Raw genomic sequence first — 16,390 nt, 5'->3', positions numbered from 1 at the left:
GAAAGATGGCTGCGGACACCCTCAGCGCGCAGGAGCGGGCAGGCAAGGCCTTCCCGGTGTCCTGGGACCAGTTCCATCGGGACTGCCGGGCGCTGACCTGGCGGCTCAACGAGGTCGGGCCATTCCAGGCGGTGATCGCGATCACCCGCGGCGGGCTGGTGCCGGCGGCGATCGTGGCGCGCGAGCTCGGCGTGCGCGTGATCGACACCGTCTGCATCGCGCGAGCTACGACCACACCAAGCAGGGCGACCTTCAGGTCCTGAAGAGCATTTCAGAAGCAACCGCCAGGCTTGGCAATGGCACCGGCAAGGGGCTCCTGATCGTCGACGACCTCGTCGACACCGGCAAGACCGGCAAGTTGGTGCGCGAGATGATGCCCGATGCCCACTTCGCCACCGTCTACGCCAAGCCGAAGGGCCGCCCGCTGGTCGACACCTTCATCACCGAAGTATCGCAGGACACCTGGATCTTCTTCCCCTGGGACACCGCGCTTTCGTTCCAGCCCCCGATCCGCGACGGCGCGGCGTGATGGAAGGCGAATAGCGAATGGGGAATGGCGAATGGCGAATAGGGGACCATTCGCTACTCGCCATTCGCCACCAGAAAAAATGCGGTATCGTGAACGCTCCAATGCCCCTGCAAAACCGCGTCACACCAACGGGCGAGATCGTCGCCACGCCGCACCGCGGGTTGTTCACCGGCAACCGCGGCATCATCCATGATCCCGCCACCAAGACGCTGCTGAAAAAGCGCTGGTCGAGCCCGGCCTGGATCACCTGCCTTTGCGAATTCCGCGGCTGGCGGCGCAAGGTGATGGGCGGGCGGAGCTGGACCGAATTGTTCTTTCTCGATGAAGCGACCGCGCTCGCCGCCGGCCACCGCCCATGCTTCTTCTGCCGCCGCGATGATGCCAACCGCTTTCGCGCCGCATGGGAGCAGGGCAATGATGCCAACGATATCCGCGCACGCGAGATCGACGCTGTGCTTCACCGCGAGCGGCTGGACCGCGGCCGCAAGCGGCTGCACCCGCTGCCGATGCCGCTCGTGAAACTGCCCGATGGAGCGATGGTGCAGGCGGGTGAGGAAAGTTTCTTGATCGTGAGCGGCGAGCCGCTGCGCTGGTCATTCGCCGGCTACTCGCGTGACGACATCAATCCGGATACTGCGATGCTACTGACGCCGCCGTCGACGGTTCGCGCGCTCGCCGCCGGTTATCAGCCCGCGCTGCATCCAAGCGCGATGCCGGTCAGCGCTTGAAGAAATCAGATCGAGTTGCGTCCACGCTGAAGCTGCGCTCCCTCTCCCGCTTGCGGGGAAGGGCTGGGGTGGGGGTGTCTCCACGGGCGATCTTGCAAGTGGAGAGAGCCCCCACCCGCCGCGCTTCGCGCGTCGACCTCCCCCGCAAGCGGGAGAGGTGAAGTGAACTCGCGGTCGGACCGACTCAATCAGTCAGCATTGCCAAGAAGCGTTCGCCTCAGCGCAACGGCCGGCCCTGTTCGTCGACGCTCATGCGGGAATCGCGCAGCGTCCATTCCTTGATGATCTGGCGGCAGCGTGCGATTTCCGGCGTATCCGGCTTCTGCGATTGCGCCGAGCGCCCGACCAGCGCCTGACACGCGTTGAGCTGATCCCGCTCGCCGGCCTGGGCCGGCAAGCTAGCGCCCAGCAGCGCAACAACCATCAGCCCAAGAAACGAAGCAACCGACATCAGCCGAGCCGCTGCCGCGCCAGCGCGGCACCCGCGCCGAGCGCCATCAGCTTGGCTTCCGCGATATCGCGTCGCATCGGCGCCATGCCGCAATTGGTCGTCGCGACAATGTTGCTCTTCGGCACGAATTTCGCGACCGCCTCGATCACGCTGGCCACGTCTTCCGCGGTCTCGACCACGTCGCTCGCGACATCGATCACGCCGGCCTGGACGATCTTGCCCGGCAGCAGCGCGAGCAGCTCGATCGGCACTTTCGAGTTGCGGCATTCGATTGCGACCTGCTGGATCGTGCTCCTGTCGATCACGGGAAAGGTCTCTTCATATTGCCGCCACTCACTGCCCAGCGTCTGCTTCCAGTCGGTGTTGGCCTTGATGCCGTAGCCGTAGCAGATGTGCACGGCGGTCTCACAGGTCAGCCCCTCGGCGGCGCGCTCCAGCGCCTTGACGCCCCAGTCGCGCACCTCGTCCATGTAGACATTGAAGGCGGGTTCGTCGAACTGGATCATGTCGACGCCGTCGGCCTCAAGCGCCTTGGCTTCCTCGTTCAGCAGGTCGGCAAAAGCGAAGGCCATCTTGACCCGGTCGCCGTAATATTTGTCGGCGATGGTGTCGATGATGGTCATCGGGCCGGGCAGGGTGAATTTGAGCTTGCGCGTCGTGTGGGCGCGGGCGACGCGGGCCTCATCGGCGTGGACGCGACCCCTGAGCTGCAGCGGCGCCACCACCTGCGGCACCATGGCCTTATAGCGGTCCTTGCGGATGCCCATCTCGACCTTGTGGGCGAAATCGATGCCCTCGACCTTCTCCAGGAAGCCGTGGACGAAATGCTGCCGCGCCTGCTCGCCCTCGGTGACGAGATCGATCCCGGCATCTTCCTGCAGCTTCAGCGCCAGCAGGGTGGCGTCGCGCTTGGCGCGCGCAAGCTCCGCGCCTTGCGACTTCCAGGGCGCCCAGAGCGTGTTGGGCTCGGCCAGCCATTCCGGCTTCGGCAAGGAGCCCGCGATTGTGGTCGGAAACAGCATGTCTGGCCTCCCTCGGTTCGGATTGAGCGCCTGTCTGCCATGTCTTATGATCGAGGTACAGAACAACAAGCGTCCTTGTGACGGGACCTTTGGGGAAACCATGATCGACCTGCATTACGCGCCGACGCCGAATGGCTGGAAGATCTCGATCATGCTGGAGGAACTTGGGCTTCTCTATCAGGTCATCCCGGTCAATATCCGCGCCGGCGAGCAGTTTCGCCCGGAATTTCTGGCGATCAGCCCGAACAACCGGATTCCGGCGATCGTCGACCATGCGCCCGCCGATGGCGGCGAGCCGTTTTCGGTGTTCGAGACCGGCGCAATCCTGATCTATCTGGCGGAGAAGACCGGCCGCTTCCTGCCCGCGGATATGCGCGGCCGCTCCCGCGTCATCCAGTGGGTGATGTGGCAGATGGGCGGGCTCGGGCCGATGCTCGGACAGCACGGCCATTTCGCGCTCTATGCCGCCGAAAAGATCCCCTATGCGATCGAGCGCTATCGCGACGAGGCGGCGCGGCTCTATGGCGTGCTCGATCGCCAGCTCGGCAAGACCGGCGCCTATATTGCCGGCGACTACTCCATTGCTGATATCGCCTGCTTTCCCTGGACCATGACCCACAAGGCGCAGGGTTTTACGCTCGACGACTACCCGAACATCAAGCGCTGGTACGCCGAGGTGCGTGCCCGGCCGCAGGTGCAGGCGGGGCTCGCGATTGGCAAGTTCGTCAAGGAACCGTTCGACGAGGAATCGCGCAAGAACATGTTCGGCCAGCGCGCGAAGGAGATGTTACAGACAAAATGAGCGTCTCTCCCCTCATGGTGAGGAGGCGCGAAGCGCCGTCTCCGGACGATGCTTCGCATCGCCGGGAGAACCATGAGGCCCCGATGTCGCCCGTGGCCCATCCTTCGAGACGCGCGTGCCGCGCTCCTCAGGATGAGGTCAGCGCAAGTGGTGATCATAACTGAAAGCAAAAGGAACAAAGGAAACGCAACCATGATCGAATTCTTCTTCGACTGCTCCAGCCCCTGGACCTATCTCGCCTTCCACAACATCCAGCCGCTGGCAAAGGAATTCGGCGCCGAGATTTCCTGGCGGCCGATCCTGGTTGGCGGCATCTTCAACACGGTCAACCCGAGTGTTTACGCCTCGCGCGAAACGCCGGTGCCGCTGAAGGCGCGCTACATGAAGAAGGACCTCTCCGACTGGGCGCGCTCGGCAGGCCTTGCGATCAAGATGCCGCCGACCGTGTTTCCGGTGAACAGCGTCAAGGCGATGCGTGGCTGCATCTGGCTTGGCAACGACAGGATGGTGCCGTTCGCGCGCGCAGTATTCGAGGCCTATTGGGGCGACGACAAGGACATTTCTCAGGATGCGGTGCTGACCGGGATCTGCAACAAGGTCGGCATCGATCCCGCAAAATTCTTTGCCGGCATCGGTGAGCAGGCGATCAAGGATCAGCTCAAGGCCAATACCGACGAAGTGATGGCGCGCGGCGGCTTCGGTTCGCCGACCATCTTCATCGACAAGACCGACATGTATTTCGGCAACGACCGCTTGCCGCTGATCCGCGAGGCCCTGGCGCGCAAGACGGAGCGCGCAGCCTGATGCCGAGAGCCGTGGTCTGCCGCGAGCTCGGCCCGCCCGAGCGCCTGCGGCTGGAAACCTTTTCGTCCGCGCCGCTGAAGGCTGGCGAGGTGCGCATCGCGATCCGCGCTGCCGGCATCAACTTCCCCGATGTGCTGATGGCGGCCGGCGAATATCAGCTCAAGCCGCCCTTGCCGTTCACGCCGGGCATGGAGGCCGCCGGCGACGTGGTCGAGGTGAATGACGCCGGCAGCGTCAAGGTCGGCGACAAGGTGATCGTAAAGATGCGTTACGGCGCCTTCAGCGACGAGGCGGTGGCCGTGCCGTCGCAGCTTACGCGGATGCCGTCGACCTTCGACTACGCTGAAGGCGCGACCTTCCTCGCCGCGCATGGCACGGCCTATCACGCGCTGATCGACCGCGGCCACCTCAGGCCCGGCGAAGTGCTGCTGGTGCATGGCGCCGGCGGCGGCGTCGGCCTCGCCGCGGTCGAGATCGGCAAGCTGCTCGGCGCGGTCGTGATCGCGGCCGCGTCCAGTGAGGAGAAGCTTGCGATCGCGAAGGCGAGGGGCGCGGACCATCTCGTGCTCTACGCGCGCGAGCCGTTCCGTGACGCGGTGAAACGCATCACGGACGGCAGCGGTGCCGACGTCGTGTTCGATCCGGTCGGCGGCGAGGTGTTCGAGAACTCGATGCGCTGCATCAACTGGGGCGCGCGGCTGCTCGTCATCGGCTTCACCGGCGGCATCGGGCTTGCCCGCACCAATCTCTTGCTGATCAAGGGCGCCAGCGTGCTCGGCATCCGTGCCGGTGAAGCCGTGCGCCGGAACCCGGCGCTGGGCGAGGTGCGCCTCAAGGCGCTGACCGAATGGGCGGAAGCCGGCAAGGTGCGCCCGAACATCTCGCATCGTCTGCCGCTGGAGGACTATGCCAAGGCGATGCGCCTGTTGCTGGATCGCAAGGCCATCGGCCGCGTGGCGCTGATGATGGGGTAGCCGTCATTGCGAGCGAAGCGAAGCAATCCATTCCTCCGCTTGTGGCGCGATGGATTGCTTCGTCGCTTCGCTCCTCGCAATGACGGCGTCACTTGTTCTGCGCGTAACTCAGACAAGTCCTCACGATCTGGCCGCAGACGGCATCCCGCGCGTCGCCGATGTCGGTATTCCCTGCATATTGCACCTCCGCCACCTTGCCGCCGACGAAACGAAGCTGCACGCGGCAATAGCCGTTCAAAGGCTGGCCGCCGATGTTCAGGCCGGGCGGGATTGTCACGGCGGGCGGTGCAACACCGCCGGGAGCGCTGGCGGCGTGCTCATACATCCAGATTTCGCCGGTGCCGTCCTTGGCGGTTCCACTCGGCAGCCCCGCGCACATCCGGATATTTGACTGATTAAGTCCGATCAGGCTTTCCCTGCCGCGTCGCGCCCATTCGGCATCCCGTTCCGCACAGCCGGCGAGGATGATGGGTGCCAAGACCAGCGTCCACAGGCGAAGTCGCATCAGTACCCACTCGATTTCCGGACTTGTGCCGACGATATCGCGTTGCGAATTCGCGTTGCAGTGGAGCGGCGGCTCGCCTCCATGCACGGCCGACATGGATCAAAAAGCGAAGTGGCACGTTATCGACGCCCACTTCACTTCGCCGTCCGTGCAAGAGCACGACGCCGTCCTGCGCCGGCGTCGCGGATGCGTTCATTTATATTCGCGCTCTTGCCACCACGGGAAATAGTCGGGCATGTCGGAGGAGACCTTGTTCTTGAACTGCGCGGGGCGTTTTTCCAGGAACGAGACCACGCCTTCCTTGACGTCCTCAGAGCGGCCGCGGGCATAGATGCCGCGGCTGTCGACCTTGTGCGCTTCCATCGGATCGTCGGCCCCTAACATGCGCCACATCATCTGCCGGATCAGCGCCACCGAGACCGGTGCGGTCTTGGCGGCGATCTCCTTTGCCAGCGCGCGGGCGGTCGGCAACAGATCGTTCGGCGGCACCACCTTGCTGACGAGACGGCCGGCAAGCGCTTCTTGAGCGGGGAAGACGCGGCCGGTGTAGCACCACTCCAGCGCCTGCGCGATGCCGACGATGCGCGGCAGGAACCAGCTCGAGGCCGCCTCCGGCACGATGCCGCGCTGGGAGAACACGAAGCCGAAGCGCGCGGCCTCGGATGCGATGCGGATATCCATCGCGAGCTGCATGGTGACACCGATGCCGACTGCGGGCCCGTTCACCGCCGCGATCACCGGCTTCAGGCTTTTGAAGATGCGCAGCGTCACCTGGCCACCGCCGTCGCGCACATTGGGATCGCTGTAGTCGACCGCGCCATTTGGCAGGCGCTTCACCGGCCCGCGCCGCGCGTCGCGATCGAAGGTGTTGGCGCCGGAGGAAAGGTCGGCGCCGGCGCAGAAGGCGCGGCCTTCGCCGGTGACGATGATGGCGCGGATGTCGTCGTCCTCATCGGCGGCATCGAAGGCGTCGATCAGTTCCTGCTGCATCGTTGCGTTGAAGGCGTTGAGCTTGTCCGGGCGGTTCAGCGTGATCGTAAGGATCTGCTCGGCGACCTCGTATTTGATCGTCTCATACGCCATGGTGGTTTCCTTCCTTGTGTCTGTTCGTTGCCTATCTCTAGCACGTCATTCCGGGGCGCGCGCAAGCGCGAGCCCGGAATCCATTCATCCGCGCTGTGAGCGTGGATAGATGGATTCCGGGCCTGACCCTTCGGGTCATCCCGGAATGACGGTGCGGAGATATTATTTCTCAGGCGGCTGCGGCCAGGGCCGTTGCGCGCCGCGCAGCCCCTCGAAGGCCTTGGCCATGGCGAGGACGCCGATGTCGTCGAAGCGGCGGCCGATAATCTGCACGCCGATCGGAAAGCCCTTTTTGTCGTAGCCGCCGTTGATCGACAGCGCCGGATTCTCCGACATATTCCACGGCACGGTATAGCAGATGTGCTCGAACGGCTTGTCGGGATCGTTGAGGGGCGCGGCAAGCTCGGCCGCGAAGTTCACCACCGGCGAGACCGGCGAGATGATGTAGTCGAAATCGCAGAACAGTTTGGCTGCGGCCGCGCGGATCGCCATGGTCTGGTTGAAGCCGCGGATCACGTCCACGCCCGACAGTTTCGCGCCGGCTTCGCCCCATTTGTAGATGTAGGGCAGCACCTTTGCGCGGTCTTCCGTTGAGAGTTTCGACAGATCGTCCCACATCCGCGCGCGCCAGAAATTGTCGAGACCCCCGAGCATTTCCCGCGTGAAGAAGCCGTCGATCTCTGTGACGACGGCGCCGGCGGATTCGAAGGCTTTCGCCGCCTGCACCACGACGTCGCGCACGTCCTTCTCCAGCGCCTGGCCGACGTCGAGATCGAGCATCAGGCCGAAGCGCATCTTGCGCGGCGATTTCTCCAGCGTCTTCCAGTTGATCTCATGCGCCGGCAGGCTCATGCCGTCGCGGCGGTCCGGGCGCGACAATACGCTCATCATCAGCACGGCGTCGTCCACGGTGCGGGTCATCGGGCCTGCGACGCGGCCGACATAGGGCGGATCGATCGGAATGCGCCCGAGGCTCGGCTTCAGCGCGACCAGGCCGCACCAGCACGCCGGCAACCGGACCGAACCGCCGATGTCGGTGCCGAGATGCAGCGGGCCGTAGCCGGCCGCGCCGGCCGCACCTGCACCCGCGCTCGAGCCGCCGGGATTCTTGCTGAGGTCCCAGGGATTGCGGGTGAGGGGATGGAACGAGGAGAGCCCCGAGGACAGCATGCCGTAATCCGGCATCGTGGTCTTGGAAAAGATCACCGCGCCCGCCTCGCGCAAGCGCGCGGCGGGAGGCGCGTCCTTCTCCGCCGGTACGTGCTTGACGCTGGCGGCGCCCAGCGGCACCGGCTGGCCCTTGGTGGCGACATTGTCCTTGATCGTCACCGGCACGCCGTCGAGCGTGCCCAGCGGCTCGCCGGCCTGCCAGCGGTCGGTGGAGGCCTTGGCCACCGCACGCGCGCCGTCGGGGTCGTACAGATAGAGCGCCTTGATGTGCGGTTCCCACTGCGCGACATGCGCGATCACCTCGTCCAGCACCTCCAGCGGCGAGAACTGCTTGGCGCGGTAGCCGGCGATCAGGTCGGTTGCGGAAAGGTCGTGCAGCGAGGTGATGGCTTCTTCGGGGGCTGGTTTATGCATGGGCACCTACCGGCAAACGAGTCTCGATGATGCGTGCGAACATGCTGGCGCCGACAGGCAGAATCTTGTCGTCGAGGACATAGCCGGGATTGTGCACCGGCACCGAGCCGTCATGGCCGACCCAGAAATAGGCGCCGGGCACTGCCATCATCATGTCGGCAAAGTCCTCGCTGCCCATCTTCGGCTGCGAGCGGGTGATGACCTTCGAGGGATCGACCACGGTGCGCGCGACTTGCTCCACGACGCGCGACTGTTCTTCCTGGTTGACGAGCACGCTGAAACCGTCGCGGATGTCGACGGTGATCTCGACCTGGAACGTGGCGGCAATGCCGGCGCAGATCGCGCGCATGCGCTCGCGGATCAGCGCGCGGACTTCGTCGGAGAAGGCGCGCACAGTGCCGCACAGCTTCGCATCGCCGGGAATGACGTTGTAGGCCGAACCCGAGTGGATCTGCGTGATCGACAGCACCGCCGCCTGCAGCGGGTCGACGTTGCGGCTGACGATGGTCTGCAGCGCCTGTCCGAGCGTCATCGCGATCACGACGGCATCCTTGGAGCGCTCCGGCATCGCGCCATGCGCGCCATAGCCCTGGATGGTGATGTCGAAGAAATCGGCGCCGGCCATTGCCGGGCCCGGCAGGATCGCGATCTCGCCGTGGTTCAGGTCAGGCGCATTGTGCAGGCCGTAGACCTCGTCACACGGGAATTTTTCGAACAAGCCGTCCTTGATCATGGCGCGCGCGCCGCCAAGACCTTCCTCGGCCGGCTGGAAGATGAAATGCACCGTGCCGTCGAAGTTGCGGGTTTCGGCGAGATAGCGCGCGCTGCCGAGCAGCATGGTGGTGTGGCCGTCATGGCCGCAGCCGTGAAAGCGGCCGGGAATGGTCGAGCGCCATTTCAGGTTGGTGTTTTCCTCCATCGGCAGCGCGTCCATGTCGGCGCGCAGGCCGATGCGCTTGCCGCCGTTGCCATTGCCCTTGAGGACGCCGACCACGCCGGTGCCGCCGAGGCCCCGATGCACTTCGATGCCCCAGCTCGCGAGCTTCTCGGCGACGATGCCGGAGGTGCGGACCTCCTCGAAGCCGATCTCGGGATGGGCATGGAAATCCCGACGGATCGCCGTGAGTTCGTCGGCAAAGCCTTCGATGCGTTCGATGGTGGGCATTTGGTCCTTATCCGGTTGAACGTGATGTGTTGGCAGGCGTGAAGGCGGGGCCGTTCGGCTTGATGCGGATTCCCGCCCGCAGTTTGGTCCACGGCAGCGACGCGCTGTCGGCCGGCATCGCGCCGGGGGCGGCGCAGATCAACAGCTTCTCGGCGATCGGTTCGAAGTCGGCGCGAAAATGCACCGAGCTCTTGTTGACGAGGATCGCCTGTTTGGTCGGCTCGATGCCGACATAGCGGTACATCGCCTGGTCCGCGAGCTGCGCCTTGTGCGAGCTGACAACCACGCGCACGTCGCCGATGCGCAGGCACGCGGATGGTCCCATGTCCATGTCGCGCCCGCCGTAATAGGGGCCGGGTGCCACGAACTTTCCATCCGAGAGTTGCTCGACGATGAAGGTTTCCTTGTAGGGTGCATCGCCCGGGATGCCCGACTTGCCGCCGAGCGCGAGCGTCACCGTGGCGCCGACGCCTGCGGCATGTGCTGCTTTCGCCGATTGCGGATCGTAGATCACGCCGGTTGCGGCGCGCGTGGCATTGTTGCGCACCAGCGCCCGCAGCATGCCCGTGGTGTCGGAGTCGCCGCCGGCGCCGGGATTGTCCTGGGTGTCGGCGATGATGATCGGCCTGGTCGCGCTCTTCGCCAGTTCCATCGCATAACGCACGCCGTCATCGGGGGAATAGATGCGGCCGTCGAAATCATCCTCGTGGCCCGCGATCAGCGCGGCGAGCTCGTCGGCGGCGGCATCGGCATCGGCCTGCGTGCCGCCGTAGGCGAACACGGTCGGCCCGCAATGTTCGAAATCGGCCGCGGGAAAGCCCGGCGCAAAGGACAGCGTCGGCACCGTATCGCTCTCCATCGCGGCGAGCTTCTCGTAGATGCTTTTGGTGGGCTGATCGTTGGTGCATTGCCAACTGATCGGGATCAGGAACGGCAATTGCCGGAACGCCTTGGCGAAGCGCTGCCTGGTCTTCAGCAGCAGCGCGAGATGTCTTGCTGAGGCGCGACCGGTGTCGGCCATGTCGACGTGAGGGTAGGTGCGGTAGGCGATCAGCGCGTCGGCATGTTCGACCATGTCGGGCGTGACATTGGCGTGCAGATCGAGGCTCGCGACCAGCGGCAGGTCGTTGCCGATCACCTTGCGCACGCGGGCGAGGATCTCGCCTTCGCCGTCGTCGAGATGCTCGGTCACCATCGCGCCGTGCAGGTCGAGATAGACGGCGTCGAGCGGACCTGCATTGGCGATGCCGTCGACCATTTCCCTGACGATGCGCTCGAACGCATCTTCCGTGACATGCGCCGATGGGCTGGCGCCGCAGGAGATCGTCGGGATCAGTTCCCAGCCATTGGCTTCCGCCGTCTCGACGAAACCGGCAAGCCCGACATTGATCTTGCGCATCACCTTCAGCACGTCGGCGCCATGCGCCATCGAGGGCCAGCCGCCGCCATGCACGAAATCATCATAGGTCGCCTTGGTCGGCGCAAAGGTATTTGTCTCGTGCAGGAAGCCGCCGACGGCGATGCGGGTCATTGATCAAGGTCTCGGACAGGGGTCGTGGGGCGCGACGTTAAGCGTGTCGCTGCGGCCAGCGCAAGCCGTGAAGCATTCCGGATTTGCATGCCGCATGGGCGTTGGGAATTGGCTCAGACTATCATCCCGTCATTGCGAGGAGCGCAGCGACGAAGCAATCCACGTCTCAGCAAGCGGCGGCATGGATTGCTTCGCTTCGCTCGCAATGACCGGGGGAAACCTACTCCGCGGCCTCAGCCACTGCCCGGAAATTGGCAAAATCCCAGCCGCGGCCGGGTGCGGCATCAAGTAGCGCCCGGGTATAGGCCTCTTTCGGGTGAGTGAGCACTTCCGCCGCCGGCCCCTGTTCGACGACGCGGCCATGCTGCATCACAACGACATCGTCGCAGATCTGCGCCGCAACGCGCAAATCGTGGGTGATGAACAGCAGCGCGATGCCGAGCCGCTTCTGGATTTCATCCAGGAGATCCAGCACCTGCGCCTGCACGGAGACGTCGAGCGCGGACACCGCTTCATCCGCGACCAGCACCTCAGGGTCGAGCGCGAGCGCTCGTGCTATCGCGATGCGCTGGCGCTGGCCGCCGGAGAACTGATGCGGATAGCGCGAGATCGCGTCCGCCGGCAGGTGCACCAGCTCGAGCAGTTCGCGCGCTTTGGCGAGCGCCTCCTTGTGCGGCATCCCGAAATTGATCGGGCCTTCCGCGATAGACTCGCCGACGGTGACGCGCGGGTTGAGCGAGCGATAGGGGTCCTGGAAGATGATCTGGATCTTCTTGCGGTGCGGCTGCAACAGTCGCCGCGACAGTTCGGAGATTTCGCGGCCCACCAGCCGCACGCCGCCGGAGGTCGGGTCGATCAGGCGCACGATGCAGCGCGCCACCGTCGATTTGCCCGAGCCGCTTTCGCCGACGATGCCGAGCGTGCGGCCCTTGCGCAGCGTCAACGTGACGTCCTTGGCCGCCGCGACCTCGCGGGTTTTGCCGAAGAACGAGCGCTCGCGATAGATTTTGCAGAGCTCGTTGGCTTCCAGCACCACCGGCTCCTTGGTCTCCTCGCGCGGCGGCCGCGGCACCAGGCTGGGCACCGAGGCGAGCAGGTTGCGGGTGTATTCCATCGACGGACTGCGCAGGATGTCGTCCAGCGGACCGCTCTCGACCAGACGGCCGTGACGCATCACCGCGACGCGGTCGGCGATCTCGGCGACCACGCCCATGTCATGGGTGATGAACAGCACGGCGGTGCCGTGGTCACGCTGCAGGTCGCGGATCAGCGTGAGGATCTGCTTCTGCGTGGTGACGTCGAGCGCGGTGGTCGGCTCGTCGGCGATCAAGAGCTTCGGTTCCAGCACCAGCGCCATCGCGATCATGATGCGCTGGCGTTGTCCACCGGAGAGCCGGTGCGGGTAGGAGGCGAAGATGCGTTCCACGTCGGGCAGCCGCACGTGCTCCATCATCGCCAGGATCTTCTGCCGCCGCGCGCGGGCGTCGAGATTGGTGTGCACGCGCAAGACTTCGTCGATCTGGCGGCCGACCGGCACCACCGGATTGAGCGCCGTCATCGGCTCCTGGAAGATCATCGCCATCCGCGTGGCGCGCAATTGCCGCAAGCGGCGGTCGCTCGCGGTGAGCAATTCCTCGCCCACCAGCTTGACGCTGCCGCCGGTCGGGATCAGCGAGCCCTTCTGCAACAGGCCCATCACGGTCAGCGACGTCACCGATTTGCCGGAGCCGCTTTCGCCGACCAGGCACAGCGTCTCGCGCTCACGTACCTGGAGCGAAATGTCGTCGATGATGCGGCTTGCGCCCGGCTTCCTGCCGAGGGCCACGACGAGATTATCGATGTCAAGGACGATGTCGGTCATGCGGTTACTCTGCCGTCATTGCGAGGAGCGATAGCGACGAAGCAATCCATTGTTTCTGCTTGCGGCGCGATGGATTGCTTCGCTTCGCTCGCAATGACAGTGCTCACGATTGAATTCACTTGCCTCCCCGCTGCTTCATGCGCGGATCGAGCGCATCGCGCGCGGCGTCGCCGATCAGGTTCACGGAGAGGATCGCGATCGACAGCAGCAGGCCGGGCCAGAAGATCAGGGACGGCTTGATCTGAAAATAGGCGCGTCCCTCGGCCATGATGTTGCCCCAGGTCGGCGTTTCCGGCGAGATGCCGGCGCCGAGGAACGACAGGATCGCTTCGGTGAGCACGGCGGACGCGCAGACATAGGTGCCCTGCACGATCAGCGGCGCGATCGTGTTCGGCATCAGATGCCGCCACATGATTTTTGGCAGGCTGGAGCCGAGCGAGATCGCAGCCTCCACATAGGGTTCCTCGCGTGCGGTGAGCACCACCGAGCGCACCAGTCGCGCCACCCGCGGCACTTCTGGAATGGTGATCGCCACCAGCACGGTCCAGATGCTCGCGCCGGACAGCGAGACCACGGCGATCGCGAGCAGGATGCTCGGGATCGCCATCAGGCCGTCCATGATCCGCATCAAGACAGCGTCGACCCATTTGAAGAAGCCGGAGACGAGACCGATCAGGAGCCCGATGCTGATCGAGAACACGGCGGCGCCGAGGCCGACCAGCAGCGAGATCCGGCCGCCGTAGATGATCCGTGACAACAGGTCGCGGCCATAGGCATCGGTGCCGAGCGGGAATTCCGCGCTGGCCGGCTTGAGCCGTAGGGCCGGCGCGAGCTGCACCGGGTCATGCGGCGCCAGCAGCGGCGCGAAGATCGCCATCAGGATGATCAGCGACAGGCAGACCGTCGCGACGGTCATGATCGGCGTCGAGGTCAGGAATCCGAAACGTGGCCGCAGCGGCGTCGTGATCGGGAGCGACGACTCGGGGAGGGTTTCGATCGCCATCAGTAGCGGATCCTCGGATCAAGCAGGGTGTAGGCGAGGTCGATCAGGAGGTTGACGGCGACATAGATGCCCGACGTCAACAGGATCATGGCCTGGATCACCGGGTAGTCGCGCGCCAGCACCGCATCGACGGTGAGGCGGCCGATGCCGGGCAGATTGAACACGCTCTCGGTGACGACGACGCCGGAGATCAGCAGCGCAAAGCCGCTGCCGATCACGGTGATGACGGGCACCGCGGCATTGCGCAGCCCGTGCCGCAGTAGCACGCCCATCTCGCCGATGCCCTTCGCGCGCGCCGTGCGGATGTAGTCCTCACCCATCACGTCGAGCATCGAGGCACGCGTCATGCGCGCGATCAGCGCGACATAGATGAAGGACAGGGCGCAGGTCGGCAGGATGATGCGCTCGAAGAACGGGCCGAAACCTGCAGTGATGCTGCGGAACCCCTGCACCGGCACCCAGCGCAGGTCGATCGCGAAGATCTGGATCAGCACATAGCCGATCACGAACACCGGCACGGAGAAGCCGAGCACGGACAGTCCCATCACGAAGCGATCGATCCAGGTGCCGTGCTTCCAGGCCGCGATCACGCCGAGCGGCACCGCCACCACGATCGAAAGCACGATGGTGGAGAGCGCGATCGAGATCGAGGGCTCGATGCGCTGGCTGATCATCTTCAGGACCGGCACGTTCGAGATCAGCGACACGCCGAGATCGCCATGCAGGAGTTTTCCGATCCAGGTGAAGAACTGGATGTGGAGCGGCTCGTTGAGTCCGAGCGAGGTCCTGATCCGTTCGAGTTGCTCCGGCGTCGCATTGTCGCCGGCGAGGATCGCCGCGGGATCGCCCGGCGTCAGCCGCAGCAAGAGGAACACGAACAGCGCCACCACGCCCATCACGGGAATAGCGGCAAGGATTCGGCGAAGCAGATATCCGAGCAATGTCGATCCGTCAGATTAGGGTCAGTTAAGAGTGACGTCGGCCGTTAAGCTGAGTTCCGTCACCAGCGTAGCATTTCAGCAATTCCCGTGCCATCAGGCCACTCACCGCCGTCATGCCCGGGCTCGTCCCGGCATCCGCGCCTTTCGCGCCGCAGGCGCACGTGGATGGCCGGGTCAAGCCCGGCCATGACGAGCAGACTGCAGCGTCCGGGCGATCACTGCAAGCTCGCCAATAGCCCCGCCATCAGCCGGCCGCGCTCGGCGAGGCTGTCGACCTCGATATGTTCGTTCAGCGTGTGCGCATCGGCGCCACGCACCCCAAGGCCGTCGAGCGTCGGCACGCCCATCGCGCCGGTAAAATTGCCGTCGGAGCCGCCGCCCTTGCTGCCATGGGGTAGCCTCAAGCCCATCCCTTCCGCAAGCGCGCGGGCCTTTTCGTAGAGTGCCATGGTGCCGGCATCCGGCTCCCAGACCGGGCGGGTGACGCCGCGCGTCACCGTGAAGGTGACATCGTTCGATGTGCCCGACAGCGCCAGCATCCGCTCGACGCCGCGGTCGAGATCGGCCTGGCGCTTGGCCATGCTGAGCGCCTCGCCGGTGCAGGTGGTGGCGACGCAATTGACCCATTGGCCGCCATGGACGATGCCGACCGAGAAGGTGCAGTCTTCCGTCGTCATGCCGTCGATCGCAAGGATCTGTCGCGCCATCTCGCGGATCGCCGAGCGGCCCGAGGAAAGCGTCGCGCCGGCGTGGCTCGGCCGTCCCGTTGCTTCCAGGTTGAAGCGCGCGATCGCATAGCGGCCGGTGACGACGCCGTTGTCGGCGGTGCCCGGCTCCGGCACCAGCACATATTTATTGCGCGCGGCTTCCGCCTCGATGATGTCGCGCGTCGAGGGCGTGCCGACTTCCTCGTCCGGCGTGAACAGCACGGTGATCGGCAATGGCGTCGTGAACGACGCACGGATCAATTGCCGGATTGCTTCCAAGCTCAGATAATTGCCGCCCTTCATGTCGAAGATGCCGGGGCCGAAGCATTTGTTGCCTTCGCGCCGCCACTTCAGCTTCTCGATGGTGCCGACCGGATGCACGGTGTCGAGATGGCCCGCGATCAGAATGCCGGGCTCGCCGAACTTCGGATGCGGAAAGCGCGCGCGCACGCACCCGGCAAAGCCTTGGCGGCCGGCGATGCGCTCGATCGTCGCACCCATGATCGCCATCTCGCGCGCCGCAAGGTCGAGCATGCGCTCGACGGCAGCCGCGTCCCAGGTCGGACTCTCGCACTCCACCCAGCTACGCAGGCCCTGCAGCATGACTTCGGAATCAAAGGGAAGATTGGCTGGGTTCATGGAGGACTCTCTCTTCGTTGCTGCAGGCGCGTAATGCCGTCACGCGGCGAATACCGAAATC

Annotated in this window: 15 protein-coding genes and 1 pseudogene; 5 read left to right on the top strand and 11 right to left on the bottom strand. The window is 65.0% G+C overall.

Annotated elements, in window-relative coordinates:
- The first annotated feature begins 5 nt into the window (after positions 1-5).
- A pseudogene (gene gpt, locus ACVJGD_RS12010) lies at positions 6-529 on the top strand (xanthine phosphoribosyltransferase).
- 101 nt (positions 530-630) lie between these two features.
- Positions 631-1,257, top strand: coding sequence for a hypothetical protein (locus ACVJGD_RS12005; RefSeq protein ID WP_456634540.1), 627 nt, complete (start codon positions 631-633; stop codon positions 1,255-1,257).
- A 217-nt stretch (positions 1,258-1,474) separates the two neighbouring features.
- Here ACVJGD_RS12005 and ACVJGD_RS12000 read toward each other — a convergent pair whose 3' ends face one another.
- Both ACVJGD_RS12000 and ACVJGD_RS11995 read right to left on the bottom strand, forming a co-directional pair.
- Positions 1,475-1,681, bottom strand: coding sequence for a hypothetical protein (locus ACVJGD_RS12000; RefSeq protein ID WP_456634539.1), 207 nt, complete (start codon positions 1,679-1,681; stop codon positions 1,475-1,477).
- 26 nt (positions 1,682-1,707) lie between these two features.
- Entirely contained in the window at positions 1,708-2,730 is a 1,023-nt protein-coding gene (locus ACVJGD_RS11995) for a methionine synthase (RefSeq protein ID WP_456634538.1), read from the bottom strand.
- Between the two features lie 100 nt (positions 2,731-2,830).
- On the opposite strand from ACVJGD_RS11995, the gene ACVJGD_RS11990 reads away from it, so the two are divergent.
- The 3 genes from ACVJGD_RS11990 to ACVJGD_RS11980 all read left to right on the top strand — a co-directional run bounded on the left by ACVJGD_RS11990 (position 2,831) and on the right by ACVJGD_RS11980 (position 5,310).
- Positions 2,831-3,532 carry a glutathione binding-like protein gene (locus tag ACVJGD_RS11990; RefSeq protein ID WP_456634537.1) on the top strand — a complete coding sequence of 234 codons (702 nt, stop codon included), beginning with the start codon at positions 2,831-2,833 and terminating at the stop codon, positions 3,530-3,532.
- A 192-nt stretch (positions 3,533-3,724) separates the two neighbouring features.
- Positions 3,725-4,336 carry a DsbA family protein gene (locus ACVJGD_RS11985; RefSeq protein WP_456634536.1) on the top strand — a complete coding sequence of 204 codons (612 nt, stop codon included), beginning with the start codon at positions 3,725-3,727 and terminating at the stop codon, positions 4,334-4,336.
- Positions 4,336-5,310 (top strand): NADPH:quinone oxidoreductase family protein, encoded by a 975-nt coding sequence (locus ACVJGD_RS11980; RefSeq protein WP_456634535.1) that lies wholly within the window; start codon positions 4,336-4,338, stop codon positions 5,308-5,310. The genes ACVJGD_RS11985 and ACVJGD_RS11980 overlap by 1 nt, the downstream gene beginning before the upstream one ends.
- An 88-nt stretch (positions 5,311-5,398) precedes the next feature.
- Here the strand turns inward: ACVJGD_RS11980 and ACVJGD_RS11975 are convergent, their stop codons facing one another.
- The 9 genes from ACVJGD_RS11975 to ACVJGD_RS11935 form a co-directional block, all read right to left on the bottom strand.
- The gene (locus ACVJGD_RS11975) at positions 5,399-5,815 is read right to left on the bottom strand and encodes a hypothetical protein (RefSeq protein WP_456634534.1); all 417 of its coding nucleotides are present in this window, start codon (positions 5,813-5,815) and stop codon (positions 5,399-5,401) included.
- Positions 5,816-6,007: 192 nt separating this feature from the next.
- Positions 6,008-6,898 (bottom strand): crotonase/enoyl-CoA hydratase family protein, encoded by an 891-nt coding sequence (locus ACVJGD_RS11970; protein ID WP_456634533.1) that lies wholly within the window; start codon positions 6,896-6,898, stop codon positions 6,008-6,010.
- A 162-nt stretch (positions 6,899-7,060) separates the two neighbouring features.
- Complete coding sequence (locus ACVJGD_RS11965; protein ID WP_456634532.1) at positions 7,061-8,482, bottom strand: amidase; 1,422 nt, start codon at positions 8,480-8,482, stop codon at positions 7,061-7,063.
- A complete protein-coding gene (locus ACVJGD_RS11960) occupies positions 8,475-9,647 on the bottom strand; it encodes a M20 aminoacylase family protein (RefSeq protein WP_456634531.1) in 1,173 nt (390 codons plus the stop codon). The genes ACVJGD_RS11965 and ACVJGD_RS11960 overlap by 8 nt, the downstream gene beginning before the upstream one ends.
- Before the next feature lie 7 nt (positions 9,648-9,654).
- Positions 9,655-11,178 carry a M81 family metallopeptidase gene (locus ACVJGD_RS11955; protein WP_456634530.1) on the bottom strand — a complete coding sequence of 508 codons (1,524 nt, stop codon included), beginning with the start codon at positions 11,176-11,178 and terminating at the stop codon, positions 9,655-9,657.
- A 220-nt stretch (positions 11,179-11,398) separates the two neighbouring features.
- On the bottom strand, positions 11,399-13,039 hold the full coding sequence (locus tag ACVJGD_RS11950) for an ABC transporter ATP-binding protein (protein ID WP_456634529.1): 1,641 nt from the start codon (positions 13,037-13,039) through the stop codon (positions 11,399-11,401).
- 115 nt (positions 13,040-13,154) lie between these two features.
- Positions 13,155-14,042 (bottom strand): ABC transporter permease, encoded by an 888-nt coding sequence (locus ACVJGD_RS11945; RefSeq protein ID WP_456634528.1) that lies wholly within the window; start codon positions 14,040-14,042, stop codon positions 13,155-13,157.
- Positions 14,042-14,983, bottom strand: a complete 942-nt coding sequence (locus tag ACVJGD_RS11940; protein ID WP_028166285.1) for an ABC transporter permease — start codon at positions 14,981-14,983, stop codon at positions 14,042-14,044. Before ACVJGD_RS11940 ends, ACVJGD_RS11945 begins: the two co-directional genes overlap by 1 nt.
- A gap of 215 nt (positions 14,984-15,198) precedes the next feature.
- A complete protein-coding gene (locus tag ACVJGD_RS11935; protein WP_456634527.1) occupies positions 15,199-16,329 on the bottom strand; it encodes a M20/M25/M40 family metallo-hydrolase in 1,131 nt (376 codons plus the stop codon).
- Positions 16,330-16,390 lie beyond the last annotated feature (61 nt).

The sequence above is a fragment of the Bradyrhizobium sp. USDA 10063 genome (assembly GCF_054063735.1).
This window is presented reverse-complemented; position numbering and strand designations above follow the sequence as displayed.

What these genes read in the sequence shown, in the direction of transcription:
- ACVJGD_RS12005 (WP_456634540.1), top strand. Translation starts at nt 631, where the DNA reads ATGCCCCTGCAAAACCGCGTCACACCAACGGGCGAGATCGTCGCCACG.
- ACVJGD_RS12000 (WP_456634539.1), bottom strand. Translation starts at nt 1,681, where the DNA reads ATGGTTGTTGCGCTGCTGGGCGCTAGCTTGCCGGCCCAGGCCGGCGAG.
- ACVJGD_RS11995 (WP_456634538.1), bottom strand. Translation starts at nt 2,730, where the DNA reads ATGCTGTTTCCGACCACAATCGCGGGCTCCTTGCCGAAGCCGGAATGG.
- ACVJGD_RS11990 (WP_456634537.1), top strand. Translation starts at nt 2,831, where the DNA reads ATGATCGACCTGCATTACGCGCCGACGCCGAATGGCTGGAAGATCTCG.
- ACVJGD_RS11985 (WP_456634536.1), top strand. Translation starts at nt 3,725, where the DNA reads ATGATCGAATTCTTCTTCGACTGCTCCAGCCCCTGGACCTATCTCGCC.
- ACVJGD_RS11980 (WP_456634535.1), top strand. Translation starts at nt 4,336, where the DNA reads ATGCCGAGAGCCGTGGTCTGCCGCGAGCTCGGCCCGCCCGAGCGCCTG.
- ACVJGD_RS11975 (WP_456634534.1), bottom strand. Translation starts at nt 5,815, where the DNA reads ATGCGACTTCGCCTGTGGACGCTGGTCTTGGCACCCATCATCCTCGCC.
- ACVJGD_RS11970 (WP_456634533.1), bottom strand. Translation starts at nt 6,898, where the DNA reads ATGGCGTATGAGACGATCAAATACGAGGTCGCCGAGCAGATCCTTACG.
- ACVJGD_RS11965 (WP_456634532.1), bottom strand. Translation starts at nt 8,482, where the DNA reads ATGCATAAACCAGCCCCCGAAGAAGCCATCACCTCGCTGCACGACCTT.
- ACVJGD_RS11960 (WP_456634531.1), bottom strand. Translation starts at nt 9,647, where the DNA reads ATGCCCACCATCGAACGCATCGAAGGCTTTGCCGACGAACTCACGGCG.
- ACVJGD_RS11955 (WP_456634530.1), bottom strand. Translation starts at nt 11,178, where the DNA reads ATGACCCGCATCGCCGTCGGCGGCTTCCTGCACGAGACAAATACCTTT.
- ACVJGD_RS11950 (WP_456634529.1), bottom strand. Translation starts at nt 13,039, where the DNA reads ATGACCGACATCGTCCTTGACATCGATAATCTCGTCGTGGCCCTCGGC.
- ACVJGD_RS11945 (WP_456634528.1), bottom strand. Translation starts at nt 14,042, where the DNA reads ATGGCGATCGAAACCCTCCCCGAGTCGTCGCTCCCGATCACGACGCCG.
- ACVJGD_RS11935 (WP_456634527.1), bottom strand. Translation starts at nt 16,329, where the DNA reads ATGAACCCAGCCAATCTTCCCTTTGATTCCGAAGTCATGCTGCAGGGC.